We start from the raw sequence: 21844 nt of genomic DNA, 5'->3' as shown, positions 1-21844 counted from the left end.
CTGATGTCGGTTGCGGACAAGACGGCGGACTGGTGGCGGGGTGCTGTGATTTATCAGGTTTATCCGCGTTCCTTTCAGGATACGAACGGAGATGGCTTAGGCGACCTGAAGGGCATTACCCGGCGATTGCCCTATATCGCCAGCCTCGGTGTCGATGCCATCTGGTTGTCGCCGTTCTTCAAGTCGCCCATGGCCGATATGGGCTACGATGTTTCGGACTATTGCGATGTCGATCCGATTTTCGGCACGCTTGCCGATTTCGACGAGATGATGACGGCGGCTCACGGGTTCGGCATCAAGGTCGTCATCGACCAGGTGATCTCCCATACGTCGGACGTTCATCCCTGGTTCGTCGAGAGCCGCTCGAGCCGGACCAATCCCAAGGCGGACTGGTATGTCTGGGCCGATCCGAAACCCGACGGCACGGCGCCCAACAACTGGCTCTCGATCTTTGGCGGGCCGGGATGGGAATGGGATGGCGTGCGCCGGCAGTATTACCAGCACAACTTCCTGACCTCGCAGCCGGATCTCAACTTCCACAGCGCGCAGGTTCAGGATGCCGTGCTTGCCACGGTGAAGTTCTGGCTCGACCGCGGCGTCGACGGCTTTCGCCTTGATACGGTCAATTATTACTTCTGCGACAAGCTGCTTCGCGACAACCCTGCGCACGCGCCCGACGAGAGCGATGCCGGCCTTGATGCACCCGATACGAACCCCTACGGCATGCAGAACCACCTCTATGACAAGACGCAGCCGGAGAATATCGGCTTCCTCCAGCGGTTCCGGGCCCTGCTTAACCGTTACGAGGCGCGCACGGCGGTCGGCGAGGTTGGCGACGGCGCCCGCTCGTTGAAGACAGTAGCCGCCTATACGAGCGGCGGCGACAAACTGCATATGTGCTACACCTTCGATCTGCTCGGGCCGGATTTCACCGCCACGCATATCCGCAGCTGCGTCGACGCCTTCCAGAAATCGGTTGCGGATGGATGGGTCTGCTGGGCCTTTTCGAACCACGACGTCAACCGCCATGTCAGCCGCTTTGCCAAGACCGAAGCGGAGCGGCCTGTCGTCGCCAAGCTCGCCATGTCGGTGCTGGCAACATTGCGCGGCTCGATCTGCCTCTATCAAGGCGAGGAGCTGGGGCTTCCGGAGGCCGAGCTTGCTTTCGAGGATCTGCGTGACCCCTACGGCATCCGCTTCTGGCCGGCCTTCAAGGGACGCGACGGGTGCCGCACGCCGATGCCCTGGGAGGCTGCCAAGGCGCATGCCGGCTTCACGGGTGCGCAGCGGTCGTGGCTGCCCGTGCCTTACGAGCAGGCAGCTCTTTCGGTCGATACGCAGGAAAACGACCCGCATTCGGTGCTGCATCACTACAGACAGACGCTCGAATTCCGCAAAGGCCATCCAGCCTTGCTCGACGGGACGATGGAATTCATCGGGACCAATCAGGACCTTCTGGCCTTCACGCGACAGAAGGGAAGCGAGAAGCTGCTCTTCGTCTTCAACCTGACGCGCAAGCCGGCACAGTTCGTGCCACCGGCGAGAATGGTGATCGGAGAACGCCTGGCGATGCCGGGTTTCGACGCGGTGATCGGAACCGGACCGATCAAGCTGGCAGCGCTGGATGCGTTCTGCGCGCGGGTAGCGGGCTAGGCACTCACCCGATCAACGCGAACGTGTCGACATCCACCATTCCACGGTCTGAGATCTTCAGGTGCGGGATGACCGGCAGCGGCAGGAAGGCGACCTGCAGGAAGGGTTCTTCCAGCGTCGTTCCGAGCGCATAGGCGGCTTGGCGTAGATGGCGGAGCGTGTCGCGCACCGTCTCGTAGGGCTCAAGGCTCATCAGCCCGGCAACGGGTAGGGCGATCTCGCCGGTGATCTTGCCGTCCTCGACGACCACGAAGCCGCCCTTGATTTCGCTGAGACGGTTGGCAGCGAGCGCCATGTCATCCTCGCTGACGCCGACGACGCAGATGTTGTGGCTGTCATGGCCGACGGTTGAAGCGATCGCGCCCTTGTTGAGGCCGAAGCCCTGGACGAAGCCGTTGGCATGGTTGCCGTTCTTGCCGTGCCGCTCGATGACGGCGACCTTGATGATGTCGTTGCCAAGATCGACATCGGTCTGGTTGCCCTTCACCGGAAGCCGGTAGCGGCGATGCTCGGTGATGATCTTGCCGGGGGTGACGCCGATGACAGGCGTTTCGCCATCGGCTACCGGGACGCCGAAATGGGCGGCGTTGACGGGCCGGGCTTTGACGCTGTCGAGGCCGACCGGCTCCACCGGCTTTCGCGCTGCAAAAAGCTGCGCTGTCACCTGGCGTCCGGCTGCAAAGACGATGTCGGCGCGGCAGTTTGCCAGGCTGTCGATGACCACGAGGTCGGCGCGCCAACCGGGTGCGACGAGGCCGCGATCGCGCAGCCCGAAGGCACGCGCAGCAGAAATCGATGCGGCGCGGTAGATGGCCAGCGGCTCGACGCCGTTCTTGATGGCGGTGCGGATCATGTAGTCGATATGGCCGTGCTCGGCGATGTCGAGCGGATTGCGGTCGTCGGTGCAGAGCGCGAGATACGGCGACAGGCGCTCGGTGATGATCGGCATCAGCGCCACGAGGTCTTTCGACACGGAGCCTTCGCGCACGAGGATGTGCATGCCCTTGCGGATCTTTTCCAGCGCTTCGGCAGCGCTCGTGCATTCGTGTTCCGTGCGGATGCCAGCAGCGAGATAGCCGTTCAGGTCGTTGCCCGAGAGCAGGGGCGCGTGGCCGTCGATATGCTCGCCCTGGAAGGCATCGAGCTTGGCCATGCAGATGGGATCCTTGTGGATCACACCGGGGAAGTTCATGAACTCGGCAAGGCCGATGACCTTCGGGTGACTGCGAAATGGAAGGAGCCGCTCGATCGGCAGATCGGCGCCCGATGTTTCCAGATGCGTGGCGGGAACGCAGGAGGAAAGCTGGACGCGGATGTCCATGATCGTCTCGAGGGAGGAATCCAGGAAGTACTGGATGCCTTCGGTGCCAAGGACATTGGCGATCTCATGCGGATCGCAGATGGCGGTGGTAACGCCATAGGGCAGGACGCAGCGGTCGAACTCATGCGGCGTCACCAGCGAGGACTCGATATGAAGATGCGTGTCGATGAAACCAGGCACGACGATCTTGCCTGAAATATCGATTTCGGTTTCGCCAGCATAGTTGCCGCATGTGCCGACGATGCGGTCCTGGGCGATGGCGATATCCGATGCGACAAGTTCGCCGGTCACGAGATCGAAGAAGCGTCCGCCTTTCAGCACGATATCGGCAGGCAGGCGTCCCGTTCCCTGGTCGATGAGGCGTTCGAGCTTGGCGGTCATGGGCATCCTCGTGCTGGCGTTTGTGCAGTTATAGCCGATGTGCGCGACAAAGCGAGATTGGCTTGCTGCAGTGGGATGCCCGTTCCACAAATGAAACCGGGCGCCCAAATGGACGCCCGGCAAAAAATCGAAGCGATCGAACGACTTACTCAGCCGGCACGATCTTGCCGCCTTCCCACTTGTAGAGCGCGAAGCTCTGCGAGGTCAGGTCGCCGGTTTCGCCGTAGGTCAGCTTGCCGATTGCCGTGGAGATCGGCTCGCCGCCCTTCAGCGCCTTGGCGACTGCTTCGGAATCTTCGGCGCTGCCGGCCTTCTCGATGCCTGCCTTCAGGACTTCGACTGCGGCGTAGGCGTTGAGCGTGAAGGCTTCAGCCGGAATGCTCTTGGCGGCAAGCGCGTCGGACGCGGCCTTGGAGTCCGGGCTCTTGGTCGCGTCCACCGCATTGGTGAAGATCGTGCCGCCGGCCGCATCGGTGCCGATGTTCCAGAACTCGCTGTTCGAGAGGCCGTCGCCGCCGATGATGACGGCGTTGACGGAGAGGTCATGCAGCTGGCGGGCCAAAAGGCCGCCTTCCGGGTGATAGCCGCCGAAATAGACGACATCGACCTTCTCGGCCTTCAGGCGAGTGGTCAGCGCGCTGAAGTCCTTGTCGCCTGGCGTCAGCGAGTCGTCGAAAACTTCCTTCATGCCGCCGGCGTTCAGCGTGGCCTTGAAGGCGTCTGCCAGACCCTTGCCGTAAGCGCCCTTGTCGTTGATGATCGCGACCCGCTTGTCCTTGAAGTTCTTCAGGACGTAGTTGGCAGAGACTTCGGCCTGCTGGTCGTCACGACCGCAGGTACGCAGGACGTTGGCGAGGCCGCGCTTGGTCAGGTCCGGGGCGGTTGCAGTCGGGGTGACCATCAGCACGCCGTTCTCGGCGAGAACGTCGGATGCCGGGATCGCGACACCTGAGGTGACCGGGCCGACGACGAAGCGGATACCGTCGCCGACGATCTGGTTTGCAGCGGAAACGCCCTGCTTGGGCTCTCCGGCATCGTCTGCATATTTGAGGATGACTTTTTCGCCGAGGATGCCGCCCTTCTTGTTGATCTCGTCAACAGCGGCCTGCGCGCCATTCTTCACTTGATCGCCATAGGCAGCGACCGGACCGGTCAGCGGCGCGATAAGGCCGATGGTGATGTCTGCATGGGCGAGCGGCGCAAAGGCAAGGGAGGCGACGAGGGTCGCGCCCGACAAAGTCTTCAGACTCATTTTCTTTCTCCTTGGGTGGGTTTCAAACCCGCGATTTGGGTACCGCAGCGGCGAACCCAGATCGTACAACAACCCTTGCGGGATGCGCCAAGAGACGATGAGCAGCTGCGCGGCCGAGGCACCCGCCTTCCATGTTTGGCTTCGGCGAGTGCGCAGCAAGTTTCTTAGGAATTTCACGGCAATTAAGCAAGAAGATAGCAAATCGATCGCCACTTTTGACGAATTCTGTAATGGGCTGCGCCGCAATCACGACTTTCACACGAAAATCCGCGAATCCGACTTTTGCGCTGCGCCGTCTATTTTGCGGCAAGCGCTCTGGCTAGAAAGGCAAGAGTCATGTCGCTGACCTGCCTGTGGATCGACTGTCGATCGGCGCCGGCTCCATCCCGGCAGACGATGCTTTCACCAGGCGCCTCTTCCTCGATCAGTGCGGCTGCGCCCGGCTTGCAGAGTTGCATGAAGCTGAAATGCAGTGCGCCGGCAACCAGAGTAAATTGCGTCGTTGCAAAAGGCAGATGCCCGGCCAGATAGTAGGAGTCCTTGTTGGTCGCTGCGATGCCAGCTCTTTGCGCCGTCTGCGGATCAATGTCCTCGCCGGCGCTAAGGACAAGCACGGGTATCTGCACTGCAGCGAGGCTCTGTGGGGTGAAACCGCGCCCAGGGCCGAGGTCGAGGGTCACGATTGCGCCGAGCCTGCTGTCGCTGAGATCCGCGCCGAGGGCTGCGGTGGCTGCCGGATCGCGGCCAACGCCGAGTGCGGCGAAGATCTTGCAATAGATGGCGCCGAACTGCGCCAAGCAGTCCGTCATCACACCGTCGGCGTCGAAGCGGCCGCCGGCGAGTTCGACGACGGTCCATCCGCCAAGTGAATGGCCGATGGCGGCGATGCGGTTGGCTGCAATGGGGCCGGTGAGTGTTGTGTCACCAAGGACGGCATCGATTGCCCGGCTGATGTCGGTGGGGCGCTTCCAGAGCGTCACGGTGTCCGCCGGCGCCATGTCGAAGGTGGTCGTGCCGGGGTGATCTGGGGCGGCCACGACATAACCTCGGTCGACGAGTTCGCTGGCGAGCCAGGCGAGGTTGCGCCAGCTTCCGCCGTAGCCATGCGAGAGAATGACCAGAGGGTGTGGGCCGGGCGCGGGGTCGGCATCCCGGATGACGGGGAGGCCGACGAAGGCAGGCGTCTCGCCAAGCTGGGTCGGTTCAGTGTCGGCACCTGTGGGATACCAGAGGCTGAGATGCAAAGGATGATCGCTCTCGGTGCCCGGGATGGTCATTTCGCGAAAGCCCGACGCAGCAGAGGCTGCATAGGCAGAGAATGTGACGACGAGCAACAGACAGAAAAGCGCACGCAATCTCGTGAACATGGCAATGATCTCCGATCGAAAGGAACGGGTCCTTTCTGGCGGAAAAATGCAGTGGCGGAGACCCGCAACGCGATTCAGGTCTTGGCTTTATAGAGATTTGTCATTCGGTGCATGACGAGCAAGGCGGCGGTCGGTCATCACGTGTTTGTGCTCATCGCGTTTGATGCCTCTCCCCCTGGAAGGGGAGAGGATTGAATGCGGCATTCTATCGTTGCCGATATCAGATATTGTTTTGCAGAATTTCGCGCAGTTTTGCGAAGAGTTCGTCGATGTGGTGTTTCTCGATGATCAGCGGCGGCGAGAGCGCGATGATGTCGCCGGTGGTACGGATCAGCAGGCCCTTCTCGTAGGCTTTCAGGAAGGCCGTGAAGGCGCGCTTGGTCGGCTCGCCGGCAATCGGGTCCAGTTCGATGGCGCCGATCAGGCCGGTGTTCCTGATGTCGATCACGTTCGGGCAATCCCTCAGGGAGTGCAGCGCGTCGGCCCAGTAGTCGGAGAGTTCGCCAGCCCGGGTCAGCAGACCTTCCTCCTTGTAGGTGTCGAGCGTGGCAAGCGCTGCCGCCGAAGCGATCGGATTGCCGGAGTAGGTGTAGCCATGCATGAACTCGATCATGTGCTCCGGGCCGTTCATGAACGCGTCATGGATCTCTGCGGTCACGAAGACGGCGCCCATCGGAATGACGCCGTTGGTCAGGCCTTTTGCGGTGGTGATCATATCAGGCTTGACGTCGTAATACTGGGCAGCGAACGGCGCGCCCAGGCGGCCGAAGCCGGTAATGACTTCGTCGAAGATCAAAAGAATACCGTGCTTGGTGCAGATCTCGCGGAGTTTTTGCAGGTAGCGCTTCGGCGGGATCAGGACCCCGGTCGAGCCGGCGATCGGCTCGACGATGACGGCCGCGATGGTGGAGGCGTCATGCAGCGTGACGATACGCTCGAGCTCGGTCGCGAGATCGCCGCCATGCTCCGGCTGGCCGCGCGTGAAGGCGTTTTTGCCCGGCTGGTGGGTGTGCGGCATGTGGTCGACGCCCGTCAGCAGCGTGCCGAACATCTTGCGGTTGGAGACGATGCCACCGACTGAGATGCCGCCGAAGTTGACACCGTGATAGCCGCGCTCGCGGCCGATCAGGCGGAACCGCGAGCCATCGCCCTTCACGCGATGATAGGCGAGGGCGACCTTGAGGGCAGTCTCGACCGATTCCGATCCCGAATTTGTATACAGGACGTGGTCCATGCCTTCGGGTGCGATGTCGACAAGGCGGTTGGCCAGCTCGAAGGCCTTGGGATGGCCGAGCTGGAAGGCCGGCGCATAGTCGAGCTCGCCGGCCTGTTCGCGGATCGCCTCGGTGATCTTCGCCCGGCAGTGGCCGGCATTCACGCACCAGAGGCCGGCGGTGCCGTCGAGCACCTGACGGCCATCATGGGTCGTGTAGTACATGTCCTTGGCGCCGACGAACAGACGCGGCTCCTTCTTGAACTGACGGTTCGCAGTGAAGGGCATCCAAAAGGCCCGAAGGTCGTTTGGCGTGGTATTGAGGCGGTTGGACATGCTGTTCTCCATGGCCGTTTCGGAGGCCGTTCCCGGTATTGCTGAGGCAGTTTTTTACTGCCCGGTCAAATTATCAGCGCCTGTCGGGGCGTCAAGCCGCGGACATTGCCGCCTGGGCGTCGCCCACGATCAAATGTCACCAACCTGGCTTTCCCATTGCGGCCGCATCGGTGAGCACCATTTCAAAAAAATAGACCGGCATTCCTGTCGGTCTAAAACTATACTCAGGTGCTGAAATGAAATGCCGCACTATTCCGGGATACATCCCCTCGGCAGCGCGACTTATAGGCTGACATTATGTCAGCGCGTCCTTACGCCGCAGACTTTGCGCGGCTCTGAACGGCATAAATGTCGGTGAGGGCTTCAAGGATCCTGAGAACCGGCTCGGAATTGCTGGAATAGTAAATGGTCTGGGCGTCACGGCGCGTCTTTACCAGCTTCTGCGCGCGCAGCTTGGACAGGTGCTGCGAGAGAGCGGACTGGCTCAAACCGACCTGCTGCGCGAGCGCGCCGACCGGGATTTCCCCCTTAACGAGGTTGCACAGAATGAGGAGTCTCTTCGGATTTGCCATGGCCGACAACAAGGCAGCTGCAACGTTTGCGTTGGCGGTTAAATCGATTGTGTCCATACCTTCTTCCCGATGTGAAACTAATTTCAAAAACGCATGTTCCCGCTCAATGCCGGACGCCGGAAACTATCAATACCGCGTCAAGATTGTATATAGCTAAATTTCAGGTATTGCGGATTTTATGTTAGATATATGTGAATAAATGTCCTCAACCCCTTGCGCGACGGCGTCAAACTCGCAACGCAAGAGAAAGTCTCCCGAAATCAGATCGAAACCGGCGCAATCGACTCCACAAATGCGCCAATCACCGTTGCCAGCCTTCAGGCCGGCTGCGATCGTCGCGGCGAAATCGGGGCGCTTACCTAGCAATTCTTGCACTATCGCGTCGGCTTGCGCCGCCACGGCCTCGCTGCCGCAGGATCGAATCGTCAGGTCGTCGCCTTCCAGAACATAGGCGCGACCAAATCCGCCATTGAGGCTTGCCGACTGCGGCACAAGCCGGAAGAAGCGGAAGTCCGGGAAATCGATGTAGAGCTTTGCCTTGGCATGGCGGTTGAGGAAGCGGCTGCGAATTCGCGCATGGACCTCGCTGTCGCGCTCGACCGGCTCTGCAAGGCATTGGGTTGTCAGGCGGGCATGGGCAAGCGGATCGCCCTTGCCGGGCTCACCCGTCAGGAGCGAGGCGCGACGATCGGCGTCGAGCGCACGCGTATGCGTCGACAGACCCGAGACGAGAATGACGGGAACGCCATCGATGTCGGTGCCGAGCAGGACGCGGCTCGCAAAGGGGAAGCCGGTCCCGGGGTCGAGAACGGCAATTGCGGCGTAGCGGGCGGAGCGGAGAAGCGTGCGAGCGAGCTTGCGGGCTTCTCCGTCCGTTTCCCTGAGAACGGATGCTTGATCTTTCATGTCCACTTTCTGGCGGAAGCGGACGGCGGGATCAAGCCTGTTCTTTGCGCCGGTGCTGGGTCAAGCCTTCGACGATATCCTGCGCCGAGATGGTGCCAACGATGGCGCCGTTTTCCACGACGCCGATGCTGCCAGGTTGGCGCGACAGCGCATCGAGAATGTCGATCAGTGGCGTCTCGGCACGCGCCGTGCCGCTGACGCTGGCGCCGGCCGCTGCATGACCGAGCCCGGGCTGCATCACGTCCTGCGCGGTCAGCATGCTGATCGGGTTCATGTGCTGGACGAAATCGGCGACGTACTGGTCGGCCGGGTTCTTGACGATTTCCTGCGGCGTGCCGCACTGGATGATGCGCCCGCCCTCCATGATGGCGATGCGGTTGCCGATGCGGAACGCCTCGTCGAGATCGTGACTGACAAACAGGATGGTCTTCTTCAGCCGCCGCTGGAACTCGAGAAGCTCATCTTGCAGGCGCGTGCGGATCAGCGGATCGAGCGCCGAGAACGGCTCGTCCATCAAAAGGATCGGCGCACCCGTCGCAAAGGCACGCGCCAGGCCGACACGCTGCTGCATGCCGCCGGACAGCTCGTTGACCTTGCGGTCGGCCCATTTCGTCAGGTTGACGAGCTCGAGCTGTTCGCCCACGCGCTTCTTACGCTCGGCTTCCGCCATACCCGCAAGCTCAAGGCCGAAGCCGACATTCTCCGCTACGGTGCGCCACGGCAGCAGCGCGAACTGCTGGAAGACCATCGAAACGGTATGCATGCGCAAGTCGCGCAAGCCCTTCGCAGTGGTCTTGTAGGGATTACAAGGCCCATTCGATGTTGCCACCGATACCTCGCCGCGCACGACCGGCGCCAGCCCGTTCACGGCACGCAGCAGGGTCGACTTACCCGAGCCCGAAAGTCCCATGAGGACCAGAATCTCGCCTTCCTGAACCGAGAGCGAGGCATCCGCCACGCCGAGAACGAGGCCAGTCGCAGCACCGATCTCGTCGCGGTTCTTGCCCTGATCGGCCAAGGCGAGGGCGTTTTCCGGCTTGTCGCCGAAGACGATGCTGACGTTGTCGAAGCGGACCGCGGTCATACGCCTTCTCCTTCACCTGTCGCACGGAACATGCGGTCGAGAATAATCGCAAGGATGACGATACAGAGACCCGCTTGGAAGCCCATGGCGACGTTGACCGTATTGAGCGCGCGCACCACCGGCTTTCCGAGACCATCGGCGCCGACGAGCGCGGCGATAACCACCATCGAGAGAGAAAGCATGATCGTCTGCGTGAGGCCGGCCATGATCTGCGGCATGGCGAAGGGAAGCTCGACCTTGCGCAGCACCTGCATTGGCGTCGCGCCGAACGATTCCGCGGCCTCCACGAGCGAGGAGGGCGTCGAGATGATGCCGAGGCGCGTCAGACGGATCGGGGCGGGGATCGCGAAAATGACGGTTGCGATCAGGCCCGGAACCATGCCGAGGCCGAAGAGAATGAGCGCTGGGATGAGGTACACGAAGGTCGGAATCGTCTGCATCAGGTCGAGGACCGGCCGCATGATGGAAAACACCCAGGCGCGTCGGGCCCCGGCGATACCGAGCGGAATGCCGATCGCCATGCTGACGAAGGTCGACGCCAGGACGAGCGCCAGCGTTTCCGTCGTCTCCTTCCAGTAACCCTGGTTCATGATCAGCAGCAAGCCGAGCAGGGTGAAGACCGCGACGCCGATCGAGCGGCGCAGCCAATAGGCGATCCCAACGATCGCAGCCAGCACGATGAGCGGATGCGGGGCTTGCAGAATGAAGAGCAACGCATTGATAACGTGCGATAAAAAGAATGCAAGCTGGTCGAAAAACCACTCGCCGCTCGATGTCAGCCAATCGACGGTCGATTTGGCGAACGGGCCAATAGGAATTTTATAGTCGGTGATCCAATTCAAGGAGCGCGCCTATCCGAAAGAGCAAAGATCGAGGTGAAACAAGAAGGGGCGGCGAGGGCCGCCCCGTTCATCAGTTTCAAAGGCCAAGGCCCGACTTCACGGCGGCAAGGGCGTCCTTGCCGTCCTTCGTCGTGACGCCTGCGAGCCAGGGATCGACTGCGTTCGGATTTGCCTTCAGCCACTCGGTCGCGGCGACCTGCGGATCCTCACCATCGTTGAGGATCTTGCCCATGATCTGGTTTTCCATTTCCAGATTGAACTTCAGGTTCGAGATGAACTTGCCGACGTTGGGGCATTCGGCGGTGTAGCCGGCACGGGTGTTGGTGTAGACCGTCGCGCCACCGAAGTTCGGACCGAAGGTGCTGTCGCCGCCCGTCAGATAGCTCATCTTGAAGTTTTCGTTCATCGGATGGGGCGCCCAACCGAGGAATACGACCGGCTTGCCTTCCTTCTCGGCGCGGGCGACTTGCGCCAGCATGCCTTGTTCGGAGGACTCGACGAGTTCAAGGCCGCCCATTCCCATCTCGTTCTTTTCGATCAGGGTCATGACGAGGCGGTTGCCGTCGTTGCCCGGCTCGATCCCGTAGATCTTGCCGTCGAGCTCGTCCTTGTGCTTGCCGATGTCGCCGAAATCCTTGATGCCGAGTTCAACGCCCTTGGCATTGGTTGCCAGCGTGTACTTGGCGCCCTCGAGGTTGACGCCGAGGGAATCGACAGTCTTTTCATCGAGGTAGGGCTGGACGTCCTTCTTCTGGGCCGGCATCCAGTTGCCGAGGAACACGTCGATGTCCTTGTTCTTCATCGACTGATAGGTGACCGGAACCGAGAGAACCTTGACATCCGGCTCGTAGCCGAGGTTCTTCAGAATGACTGCGGCGGTGGCGGTGGTGGCGGTGATGTCCGTCCAGCCGACGTCTGAAAGACGCACGGCCGAGCAGCTATCGGGATCTGCGGCGAATGCTGCTGTTGCGACAGAGAGGGCGGCAACTGCGGTGGCGGTGGTCAGTTTGAATGCGCTTGTCGTTTTCATTTTTGACTCCCAGTCTTGCGTTCCCAAGCCAATCACCAATAGCCGAGTTTTACAAGCGACCCGAGCGCGTTTGCGCCGCATTGCAGTACCCGATTGCGACGTAGGGCATTTTTCGCGGAATGCCGGGTTTTCAAGGGTTTTGACGGTTTCTGGCCTCGATTTTCCTGTGATTATCAAAATGAGGGACTTTTCTTCGCAGTTTCGAGCTTCCAAGAAGCGAAGGACGGAGAAAACGATGGCAAAACTCTATTTTAACTACTCGACCATGAATGCCGGCAAGTCGACGATGCTGCTGCAGGCCTCCTATAATTACGAGGAGCGCGGCATGCGTGTCGTTTTGCTGATTGCGGCCTTCGACGAGCGCGTCGGAAAGGGGATTATCGGCTCCCGCATCGGGCTCAAGGCGAGCGCGGTCGCCTTCGAACCGGAAGCGGACTTGCAGGCCTTGATCGGCGACCTCAGCAAGGAGGGGGAGCCAATCGCTTGCGTCTTCGTCGACGAAGCTCACTTCATGACGCGCGCGCATGTCTGGCAGCTCGCCCGGATCGTCGACCGCATGAACATTCCAGTCATGGTCTATGGGCTCAGGACCGATTTTCAAGGGAAGCTGTTTCCCGCGTCTGAGGAGCTTCTCGCGATCGCTGACGAGATGCGCGAGGTCCGGACCATCTGCCATTGCGGGCGCAAGGCGACGATGGTGGTGCGCCTCGACGCAGAAGGAAAGGTGCTGCGCGAAGGCGCACAGATCGACGTCGGCGGCAACGAAAAGTACGTGTCCCTGTGCCGGCGCCATTGGGATGACGCCATGAACGGGGAATGGCTCGCCGAAGCGCTATGATCGTTCCTCAAATCGATTCCGGTTCGGCGGCTTATGCGCTAGTTTCGCCCTAACCGATTCATTTCGCCATAACGGATTGATGGAGGCGTCCCGGTGCGCAAGCCTTTTTCCTTCGACACGCAGCTGCAAGCCGCGCGAGCGCTCGTGGAACAGTTGCGTCTTGAAGCCAGGGTCTGCGTCGACTTCATCAGCGAGTTTGCACGCCATGGGGCCGCGGTCGACGATGAGCGCTTTCTTGTCGAGAACGGCCGCTTCCAGGCGTTTGTCGCAAACGGCGCGAGCCTGACCAATCTCCTCGCGGAACTCGTTTGCGTCCTCGATACGCTGACGATCAAGGTTTCGTCGGATCTCGACAGCTTCCGTGGCCTGACCGCGGGCGAAAAATTCATCGGTCGCTTTTCGCGCCAGCGCATGTGGCGTCGCCATAGCGCGCGGGTGCGCGCTGCTCCTGTCGTGGAACGGCTGCGCGACCTGCTGGTGAAGTCGGATGCCACCACGGGTGTCATCGCGAGCTACCGCGCGATCGGCATCGACTTTCATAAGTTGGGGGAGCATGGGCTGATCGGTGTCGTCGAGCAGCGCCGTCGGCTTGTCGACAAGATCGATATCGCGCGCCTGCGCATCCGTGAATTGAATGCCAGGGCGCTCACGACGCAGGGCAGGATTGGCCTTTACGGAAGCAGGGCCGAATGGGAGCGCATGGAAGAAGAGCGGCGCGCCCTGAAGGCGGACGCTGGCCGCGTTGCCGACGAAGAACGCGCAATGCGCGAGGATAGCCAGCGCCGCGAACGCTTCATCAATCTCTTCCAGGTTTTCGTCGATGCGCTAAATAGCCAGGTCGGCCAGTGCAACGCCCTCAGCCGCAAGATGGTGATCGACACCGAAGAGCGACTGCTGATCTATCAGGCACAGGTGGACACCGACATTCCGGGTTCGAAAGTCCAGATTTCAGCCGAACTCTTTCCCGCCATTGCCGGTCCGATCGAACTGTTTGAGCGTAACATGCTGGTGCCGCAGGAACTGGAGCATCGCAAGCGGATGGCGGACGCCGTCTTCGCGAGCAAGTTCGGGGCCTTCCAGCAGGAGCCGGAGGAAAGCTCCGGCGGGCCGATCATCGATACGACGAAAATCTCCAAGCGTCTGCGCTTGCGCTTCTTGCGCTCTTAGCCTCTCGGCGAAGAAACAATAATATCAGCATGATATTGTCCTTCCCGGAGCGAGCGCATATGTCAGTGCGCAGACAACGTTCGCCCATCACGGCAAGGAGAAGACGATGCTCGACCGGATCGCCGGTTTTTTCAGGCTGATCGGCCGGACCATCGCACGCTTTGCGCGGATCTTCTTCGCCTGGGCTTTCTGGCCATTTATCGCCGCCCGTGGCTGGTATGTACAGCGCACATGGATGGTCCGGTTGCCAATCCTTGGCTTGATCGGGCTGCTTGCTGTTCTCTATTGCTATTTCATCTGGCAGACACAGGTCTGGTCCGGATTCAACCCTGCTTTCGTCAACGAGTACCGACTTTCGGAGCGCAAGGTTCCTGCCGGTCAGGAACTGCCGACAACAGGCGGGTCGGCGACCAAGACCTGCCAGCGCTCGGCCATCGTCGATGTCGCGGCCGATCTGACGGACTTCAACGTCAATCAGAATGCGTGGATCTCCTCCATGCTCCTCTATCGTCTCGGCTTCTTCGGCGTCGACTGGGATCACACGCCGTTCCTCGACAACAAGGCGTCGTTTCAGCGTGGCGTGAACCAGGCGGTTCGTCGCACCTCGGTCGAACTCGTCGATACGCTTGGCCGCGTGCGGGGCACGTCGGGGATCAACAACGATCTGCAAAGGGCGCGCGGCAATCTGCAGTTCGACGAGTACAGCTGGTATTTCGGACTTGATCCGTTCGGGCCGAAGACGCCGTCACCAAGCTACTATCGCTCCGCTCTCGAAAGCCTGCGCAAATTCAATGCCGATCTAGCCGCCTGCAACGCGATCTTCGATGGACGCGCGGACAACCTGATCCAGTTCATCGACCGCATCGCCAACGATCTCGGTAGCACCTCTGATGTGCTCGCCGACCGCTCGCAGAACCATCATCGCGGCTGGTTCGATACACGCGCCGACGACCGCTTCTGGTTCGCCTACGGTCAGCTTTATGCCTACTACGCGATCCTTGCGGCCGCACAATCCGACTTTTCTCAAGTCGTCGCGGAGCGCAATCTGGGCGCAATCTTTAGCGCAACGATGAGGCAGTTCCAGGCGGCGTTGCAGATCCAGCCGGCAATTATTTCCAACGGCCGGGAAGACGGCTGGATCATGCCGAGCCATCTGGCGACGATGGGCTTCTACATTCTTCGCGTCCGGTCGAATCTCGTCGAGATTCGCTCCGTACTCGATCGCTGAGCACCTTGTTCAGATGATCAGTTTCATCCGGATCGCCTTGGCGACAAGCTGCGTCCGGTTCACGCAGTCGAGCTTTTTGATGGCGCTTGTCATATAGGCGTTCACGGTGTGATCGGATAGCGAAAGGATTTGGCCGATCTCGATCGACGTTTTTCCCTGTGCCGTCCAGCGGACGACCTCCCGTTCGCGGGCAGAAAGGGGCGGGTGTTCCATGAGCTTCGATTGCTTCGTGCGGTGATACGCGTCGAGCAAATGGAGGGTCACCATCGTGAGTTCGTTGAGCTCCGTCTGCCCGAGCGGTGGGCGCTCGCCCGCCAGCCAGAACAGGATTCGCTCACCGTCGCGTGTATAGGCGGGCACCGCGACGCCCGTCGGTATGCCGAAGGCGCGCAGAAGCTTGCTCAACTCATCCGGGAAAATACTGTCGCAGGCATTGTCGGAAAGGTTCCAGGAACGCGGCAGCGCCGACTCGCCCATTCCCGTCGACAGCGTCGGAAGGCGCATGATGCGGGCGCGGTCAAACTGGTTGAAGTATGCAGATGGAAGCGAGGTTTCGATGACAAGGGTTTTGAAAAGAATGCTTTCGGGAGCGGGGGGCATGCATCAAGGTTATATGCCGGAAACCGTAAGCGCGTGCTGCCCCAACGAGAGCTTGTGCGAATTCGGCCCTGGTGTTGGCCGCTGAAATCTCCGTGACGAGAGACAGCTGCCGTTCCGAGGTCGTCATGTAAGACATGAATGCGTCCCTGCTTACCTTCATATCAGCGCCATAGAATATGCAAACTGATATATTTGCTAGTGCGAAACAGCGCGGCGCGCAGTGATTAATTGCAATTGTATTACTTTAACCACAGGGATCGGCCTATGGTTGTTTTCGTGCCCGCTGGAAACGCAACCCAAGGAGACGGCGTGGCCCATTCCATCCATGCGAAGGCGACGTGAGCGCCCGCGCGGGCCGAAGTTTCGGGCGCCCGCGGCCAGGCGCCAGGACTTTCGAATCATTTCGGGATCAGATCGTGTCCGTCATCTCGCTTTTTGGTCAGTTCGAAAGGATGATGCACTCGATGAGTTCGAGTGATTTCATGTTTTGTCCTCGCAATGGATAGGTTCGATGTCTGACGGATAGCGGCTTGGACGAGCGTCGGGCAACGAGCGCACTATTCACAGTCGCGGCATATTTCGCTATCCCGTTGAAACATATGCGGCGCCGATCGAGCGCAGAGAAGAGTGGGGAAACGGGGATGGCAGCATACAAATCCGACATCGAGATCGCGCGCGCGGCGGAGAAGAAGCCGATCTTCGAAATCGGTGCAAAGCTCGGCATCCCGGCCGAACAACTGGCGCCATACGGGCATGACAAGGCCAAGCTCAGTGCCCAATTCATTGCCGCGCAGGCAGACAAGCCCGATGGCAAGCTGATCCTCGTCACAGCAATCAATCCGACACCGGCAGGCGAGGGCAAGACGACGACCACCGTCGGCCTCGGCGATGGGCTGAACCGGATCGGCAAGAAGGCCATCGTCTGCATCCGCGAGGCTTCGCTCGGACCATGCTTCGGGGTGAAGGGCGGCGCTGCGGGCGGCGGCTATGCGCAGGTCATTCCGATGGAGGACATCAACCTGCATTTCACCGGCGATTTCCACGCCATCACCTCCGCCCATAACCTGCTCGCCGCGATGATCGACAATCACATCTACTGGGGCAACGAACAGGATATCGATCTCAGGCGCGTCACGTGGCGGCGCGTGATGGACATGAACGACCGTGCGCTGCGCGAGATGGTCTCCTCGCTGGGCGGCGTCGCCAACGGCTTTCCCAGGCAGAACGGCTTCGACATCACGGTGGCTTCCGAGGTGATGGCCATTCTCTGCCTCGCCAGGGATCTCAATGATCTGGAGGAGCGTCTCGGCAATATCATCGTCGGCTACCGCCGCGACAAAACGGCCGTCTATGCCCGCGACTTGAAGGCGGACGGCGCGATGGCGGTTCTCCTGAAGGACGCCATGCAGCCCAACCTCGTCCAGACATTGGAAAACAATCCGGCCTTCGTGCATGGAGGCCCCTTTGCCAATATTGCGCATGGCTGCAACTCGGTGATCGCCACCAAGACGGCGTTGAAGCTCGGCGACTACGTCGTGACGGAAGCCGGTTTCGGTGCGGATCTCGGTGCCGAGAAATTCTTCGATATCAAATGCCGCAAAGCCGGATTGAAGCCCGATGCCGCCGTCATTGTTGCGACGGTGCGCGCGCTCAAGATGAATGGCGGGGTGAGGAAGGACGATCTCGGAACGGAGAATGTCGCCGCGCTGAAGAAGGGCTGCTCCAACCTTGGCCGCCATATCGCCAATGTTCGCAAGTTCGGCGTTCCCGTCGTCGTCGCCATCAATCATTTTGTCTCGGATACGGATGCGGAAGTCGCAGCCGTGAGGGAGTATGTCTCCCGCCTCGGGGCGGAGGCGATCCTGTGCCGGCACTGGGCCGAGGGTTCTGCCGGCATCGAGGAGCTTGCCTACAAGGTGGTCGAGCTTGCGGAATCGGGACAGTCGAGATTCGAGCCGCTCTATCCCGACGATGTCTCCCTGTTCGAGAAGATCGAGATCGTGGCCTCGAAGATCTATCACGCGGGTGAGGTGACGGCGGACAAGGCTGTGAGAGACCAGCTGCTGACCTGGGAGGAGCAGGGTTACGGGCACCTGCCGGTCTGCATGGCCAAGACACAATACTCCTTTTCGACCGATCCGAACCTGCGCGGCGCGCCGGAAGGACATATCGTGCCGGTGCGCGAAGTCCGCCTCTCGGCGGGAGCCGGCTTCGTGGTCGCAATCACCGGCGAAATCATGACCATGCCAGGTCTGCCGAGATCGCCCTCGGCGGAGCGCATCTACCTCAATGACCAGGGCTATATCGAGGGGTTGTTCTGAACCTTTCAGCAACGCAAGGAGTTGATGCGGTTCACCCGGCTTGGATTGGAAACGACGATGTCGCTCTGTGGCTTTACTCGACGCTGTGCTTTCGCAGCGGCAGCGGTCCTTTTGCTCATCGCCAACAGCGCGATGGCCGACGAGCAGGCTGGCGAAAGCATGGCCGATTTCATGAAACGTCATCCCGATTGCATGGAATTTAGCGATCAGTGTTCGACCTGCGCTGTGGTCGATGGCAAAGCCGCTTGCTCGACGCCGACGATCGCCTGCATGAAGAAACCCTATGTCTGCACGCGGCGCGCGGGTAATTGAACCGGGAGATCGGCCTTTAGGTGGCGACGCCAGCTACGGCATCAGCCCGAAAATCGGAATCGATTTTCGGAAAGCACGTGCGCCCATTCGAACGCACGGCGCTCTAATGGCAGTAGCGATATCCTCCGTTCCGCTCCAACACGTCGAGGTGGAAGTGCGTTTCGTGGGCTGCGTCACTGTCAGGATCCAGCACCGTCGTGAAGTAGAGGCAGCCGGCGGCGCTGATCATCCGCTGGAAGGCGCCGATCAGCGTTGGATCCTCCCGGCGCGGCTGAACGGCGACCTCCTTGCCTTTTTCGAAGCTGAAGCTTGCAATGTCGATCGCATTGCCGCGCGCGTGCTCGGAAACCTTGCCGGTTTCCGCGCCATTGCGCAGGCGGCAGATATAGGAGGAAGCCTGATTGACGGCGACGATGCGGCCTTGGTCCTTTGCGGCGACGCTTGCCGCCGGGATGACGCTTTCCTTCATCCAGCGGGCCAAGGCGAGAGCGACAGGACAGCGAAACACCGCCTCCGGCTTCAATTTTATTCCCGGCAAAGCCTCGGAAACCTTGATCGGTTTGTCGATTCCGCAGCCGTTGCCATCGTCGATGCGCGCGATGTCCTTGAAGACAACGCCGAGGATCTGAAGCTCCCTTTCACATTCCGAATGCTCGGCATCGCTCTCTGCGGCGATCGTCAGATGCTGCTCTTCCAGCGTCTGCTGCGAGGGAAGTTTCGGCCCCTGCTTTTCCGGCTGGTTGGAAAAATCGGGAGGCCCCTGTTTGGCGGGCGGTGTGTCAGCATCGCTTCGCTCCGGTTTCGGTTCAGGGATCGGGGGAAGTTGCGGGGTGGGGGCCGCCGTATTGGATTGACCTGGACGGACCGCAGGAAGTGGGCCCTCGTCCGGCAGACGAGCGCCGGTCAAAAGCCCAATGCAGCCCAGTGTCGCTAGAATCACGATGATTTTCTTCACGCATCCACCCGTTGTATGTTGACCCGGGAGGGGAACGTGCGGATGCGGTTTTCGTTGCAATTTCGCAACGTTGATCGCTACGGTGAAAATATGAGTTATTAAATCAAGATGGCTGCCTACCGATATATTGACAATTAAACTCATGTTTTTTATGCGGCAAAAAGAAGGCGAAAAACGTCGCCAGAAAGCCTAGCCAGCCCATCGAAAACGCAACCGCGTCACGACCAGCCAGCCCGGTGAATATTTTCTCAAGGGGTTGATTTCATGATCGTCCGGCACTCGCGCTCGGTTCTACTCGCCTGCACAACGCTCGCCATTGTTTTGCCTTCCGCCATCGCTTTTGCGCAAAGCGCGCCTTCGACTGCCCAGACGGGCGAAGAGCAGAAGGCCAAGAACGAGGGCGATACCTTCCTCTCGCCAATCATCGTGAAGGGCAGCCGGCAGGCGGCCAACGATCCCTACAACAAGGCCGGTCCTTCCAGCACGGTCACCGCGGACCAGATCAACCTCCAGTCCGGTCAGGGCACTGATGATCTGCTGCGCAGTGTTCCGGGAACGTCGACGGCCAACAACCCCCAGAACCCGGGGGTGGCCGTGAATATTCGCGGCTTCGAAGGCTCCGGCCGCGTCAACATGTCGATCGATGGCGTTCGCCAGAATTTCCGCTTCACCGGCCACGAGGCGCAAGGATTTACCTATGTGGATCCAGCCTTCCTGGCAGGCATCGACGTGACCCGCGGTGCAGTCACCGGTATCGGCGGCGGTGCACTGGCCGGGACAGTCAATTTCCGAACCTACGAGATCGACGATCTGATCCAGGACGACAAGAACTACGGTGGTATCGTCTCAGCGACGGTCGGAACCAACGAACTTGGTTGGTCCGAATCGGCCATTGGCGCCTATCGGTTCAATGATGTCTTTGCCGTCCTCGGCGGTATCAGCAAGAGCGATCCGGGCAACTACGAAAACGGCGACGGCGTTACCGTGCCTTTCACCGAACAGGATCTGCTTTCCGGCATGCTGAAGGCTGAGATTACGCCAAATGCGGAAAACACGATCAAACTCGGCGGCATCACCTACGACAACAACTTCTTGGCGAATTCCTATTTCCAGAACGTCAAGAACAAGACGTTTGCCGCGAGCTACGCCTATACGCCCGGCGACAACGAGCTGATCGATTTCAAGACGGACTTTTACTACAACCGCCTTGAGATGAAATATGACACGAACGCCACGGGCGGCGGTGCGGCCGCCGGTCGCCGGATTACCGATACCGGGATTGGCTTTGACGTCTCCAACACCTCCAAATTCGACATTGGCGACGTCGCCGTCTCGACGAACTATGGTGTCGAGTATTTCCACGACGATTACGACGTGATCAACAGCCGGACGCAGCCCTTGGGTGGGGTCAACGGTAGCGGCAAGAGCGGCATCCTCGGCGTCTTCGACACAACCACGTTGACCTACGGCATGGCGGATCTGACGCTTGGCCTGCGCTATGATCATTTCAATCTTGACGGTTCGGGTTCTGTTGTCGCAGGCAATCCGCTGGGCATGCCGGCCGGTCCTTATAGCGTCGATAAGTCCGACGGGCGCCTGAACCCCAGTGTCACCTTTGCGCTGAATCCGACCGAGTGGTTCCAGCCCTATGTGACATATGCTGAGACCCAGCGCGCGCCGACCATCAATGAAACCTTCGCTGGCGGCTCACATCCCGGTTCTACCGGCCAGACCTTTTTCCCGAATCCTTTCCTGGAGCCGGAAACCTCCAAGGGCTGGGAAGTCGGCGCCAACATCAAGCTGGATGGCATTCTGGATGCAGGCGACAGCTTCCGCTTCAAAGCCAACTACTTCAACGACAACATCGACAACTACATCACCGGTGCGTTTGCCGGAGGCGGCAGGCAGACCTTCTTCGTCAACAACCCCGGTACGTCGAACGTTCGCGGCATTGAAATCCAGGCGGCGTACGACGCGGGCTTCGTCTTCGGCGATCTTGCCTATACCCATACCGACACCGATCTGCCGTCGCAGGTCAACGGCTTCGGTGTGCAGAGCTATCTTCCGGAAAACATCTTCAGCGGTACGCTGGGTGGGCGCTTCCTTGAAGATCAACGCCTGACACTCGGCACGCGCCTCTACGCTGCCGGAAAGGCTGACATCGGGCAAATCAATGCAACGAATGCCGGGCGCCCACGATTCATGAGTGGCTATGGCGTTGTCGACCTCTTTGCCAATTACAAGTGGGAAAATGGGCTGGAGTTGACGGCGAGCGTGACGAACGTCTTCGACAAGACCTACACGCCGGCTTCCAGCACGATCCAGAGCACAGCGATCGATACCGGTCGCGGTCGTACCTTCATGGTGACAGCGAAGGCCAGATTCTGAACCGGTGGCATAAAGATATGAAGGGCGGCCATCGGGCCGCCCTTTTTTCATTCCCGGATTCGGCTCTTGCGCTCGATC

The 21844-nt window shown here is 60.3% G+C and carries 17 protein-coding genes and 1 pseudogene; 7 read left to right on the top strand and 11 right to left on the bottom strand.

What is annotated here, in order from left to right; genetic code table 11:
- The first annotated feature begins 3 nt into the window (after positions 1-3).
- Positions 4-1653 (top strand): beta-galactosidase BglA, encoded by a 1650-nt coding sequence (gene bglA / locus BSG20_RS07960; RefSeq protein ID WP_072373178.1) that lies wholly within the window; start codon positions 4-6, stop codon positions 1651-1653.
- A gap of 4 nt (positions 1654-1657) precedes the next feature.
- On the opposite strand, the gene ade is transcribed toward bglA, so the two are convergent.
- The 9 genes from ade to BSG20_RS07915 all read right to left on the bottom strand — a co-directional run bounded on the left by ade (position 1658) and on the right by BSG20_RS07915 (position 11957).
- Positions 1658-3355 carry an adenine deaminase gene (ade, locus tag BSG20_RS07955; RefSeq protein ID WP_072373175.1) on the bottom strand — a complete coding sequence of 566 codons (1698 nt, stop codon included), beginning with the start codon at positions 3353-3355 and terminating at the stop codon, positions 1658-1660.
- A 145-nt stretch (positions 3356-3500) separates the two neighbouring features.
- Positions 3501-4607, bottom strand: a complete 1107-nt coding sequence (locus BSG20_RS07950; protein ID WP_072373172.1) for a branched-chain amino acid ABC transporter substrate-binding protein — start codon at positions 4605-4607, stop codon at positions 3501-3503.
- A 296-nt stretch (positions 4608-4903) separates the two neighbouring features.
- On the bottom strand, positions 4904-5974 hold the full coding sequence (locus BSG20_RS07945) for an alpha/beta hydrolase family protein (RefSeq protein ID WP_072373169.1): 1071 nt from the start codon (positions 5972-5974) through the stop codon (positions 4904-4906).
- Positions 5975-6194: 220 nt separating this feature from the next.
- Positions 6195-7523: an omega-aminotransferase AptA gene (aptA, locus tag BSG20_RS07940; protein ID WP_072373166.1), complete on the bottom strand. Its 1329-nt coding sequence runs from the start codon at positions 7521-7523 to the stop codon at positions 6195-6197.
- Positions 7524-7834: 311 nt separating this feature from the next.
- Complete coding sequence (locus BSG20_RS07935; protein WP_024313935.1) at positions 7835-8152, bottom strand: ArsR/SmtB family transcription factor; 318 nt, start codon at positions 8150-8152, stop codon at positions 7835-7837.
- 96 nt (positions 8153-8248) lie between these two features.
- Positions 8249-9001, bottom strand: coding sequence for a HugZ family pyridoxamine 5'-phosphate oxidase (locus BSG20_RS07930; RefSeq protein WP_072373163.1), 753 nt, complete (start codon positions 8999-9001; stop codon positions 8249-8251).
- Positions 9002-9032: 31 nt separating this feature from the next.
- Positions 9033-10085, bottom strand: a complete 1053-nt coding sequence (gene choV / locus BSG20_RS07925; protein WP_072373160.1) for a choline ABC transporter ATP-binding protein — start codon at positions 10083-10085, stop codon at positions 9033-9035.
- Positions 10082-10927 (bottom strand): choline ABC transporter permease subunit, encoded by an 846-nt coding sequence (choW, locus tag BSG20_RS07920; protein WP_072373157.1) that lies wholly within the window; start codon positions 10925-10927, stop codon positions 10082-10084. Before choW ends, choV begins: the two co-directional genes overlap by 4 nt.
- Positions 10928-11003: 76 nt before the next feature.
- A complete protein-coding gene (locus BSG20_RS07915; protein ID WP_072373154.1) occupies positions 11004-11957 on the bottom strand; it encodes a choline ABC transporter substrate-binding protein in 954 nt (317 codons plus the stop codon).
- Positions 11958-12192: 235 nt separating this feature from the next.
- On the opposite strand from BSG20_RS07915, the gene BSG20_RS07910 reads away from it, so the two are divergent.
- The 3 genes from BSG20_RS07910 (at position 12193) to BSG20_RS07900 (ending at position 15190) form a co-directional block, all read left to right on the top strand.
- Entirely contained in the window at positions 12193-12795 is a 603-nt protein-coding gene (locus BSG20_RS07910) for a thymidine kinase (RefSeq protein WP_072373152.1), read from the top strand.
- 93 nt (positions 12796-12888) lie between these two features.
- A complete protein-coding gene (locus BSG20_RS07905; RefSeq protein WP_072373149.1) occupies positions 12889-13962 on the top strand; it encodes a hypothetical protein in 1074 nt (357 codons plus the stop codon).
- Between the two features lie 106 nt (positions 13963-14068).
- A complete protein-coding gene (locus BSG20_RS07900; protein WP_072373146.1) occupies positions 14069-15190 on the top strand; it encodes a DUF2333 family protein in 1122 nt (373 codons plus the stop codon).
- Between the two features lie 9 nt (positions 15191-15199).
- On the opposite strand, the pseudogene BSG20_RS07895 reads toward BSG20_RS07900, so the two are convergent.
- A pseudogene (locus tag BSG20_RS07895) lies at positions 15200-15926 on the bottom strand (helix-turn-helix transcriptional regulator).
- 505 nt (positions 15927-16431) lie between these two features.
- On the opposite strand from BSG20_RS07895, the gene BSG20_RS07890 reads away from it, so the two are divergent.
- Positions 16432-18111, top strand: a complete 1680-nt coding sequence (locus BSG20_RS07890; RefSeq protein WP_072373143.1) for a formate--tetrahydrofolate ligase — start codon at positions 16432-16434, stop codon at positions 18109-18111.
- Positions 18112-18135: 24 nt separating this feature from the next.
- Positions 18136-18423, top strand: a complete 288-nt coding sequence (locus BSG20_RS07885; RefSeq protein ID WP_244541281.1) for a hypothetical protein — start codon at positions 18136-18138, stop codon at positions 18421-18423.
- A 103-nt stretch (positions 18424-18526) separates the two neighbouring features.
- Here the strand turns inward: BSG20_RS07885 and BSG20_RS07880 are convergent, their stop codons facing one another.
- Positions 18527-19378, bottom strand: coding sequence for an extensin-like domain-containing protein (locus BSG20_RS07880; RefSeq protein ID WP_072373137.1), 852 nt, complete (start codon positions 19376-19378; stop codon positions 18527-18529).
- Positions 19379-19642: 264 nt separating this feature from the next.
- Between BSG20_RS07880 and BSG20_RS07875 the strand changes: the two genes are divergently transcribed.
- A complete protein-coding gene (locus BSG20_RS07875) occupies positions 19643-21766 on the top strand; it encodes a TonB-dependent receptor domain-containing protein (protein WP_072373134.1) in 2124 nt (707 codons plus the stop codon).
- Positions 21767-21844 lie beyond the last annotated feature (78 nt).

The sequence above is a fragment of the Rhizobium tibeticum genome (genome assembly GCF_900110205.1).
Classification (GTDB): Bacteria; Pseudomonadota; Alphaproteobacteria; order Rhizobiales; family Rhizobiaceae; genus Rhizobium; species Rhizobium tibeticum.
The sequence above is the reverse complement of the archived record's forward strand: the minus strand, read 5'-3'. Positions and strand labels throughout refer to the sequence as shown.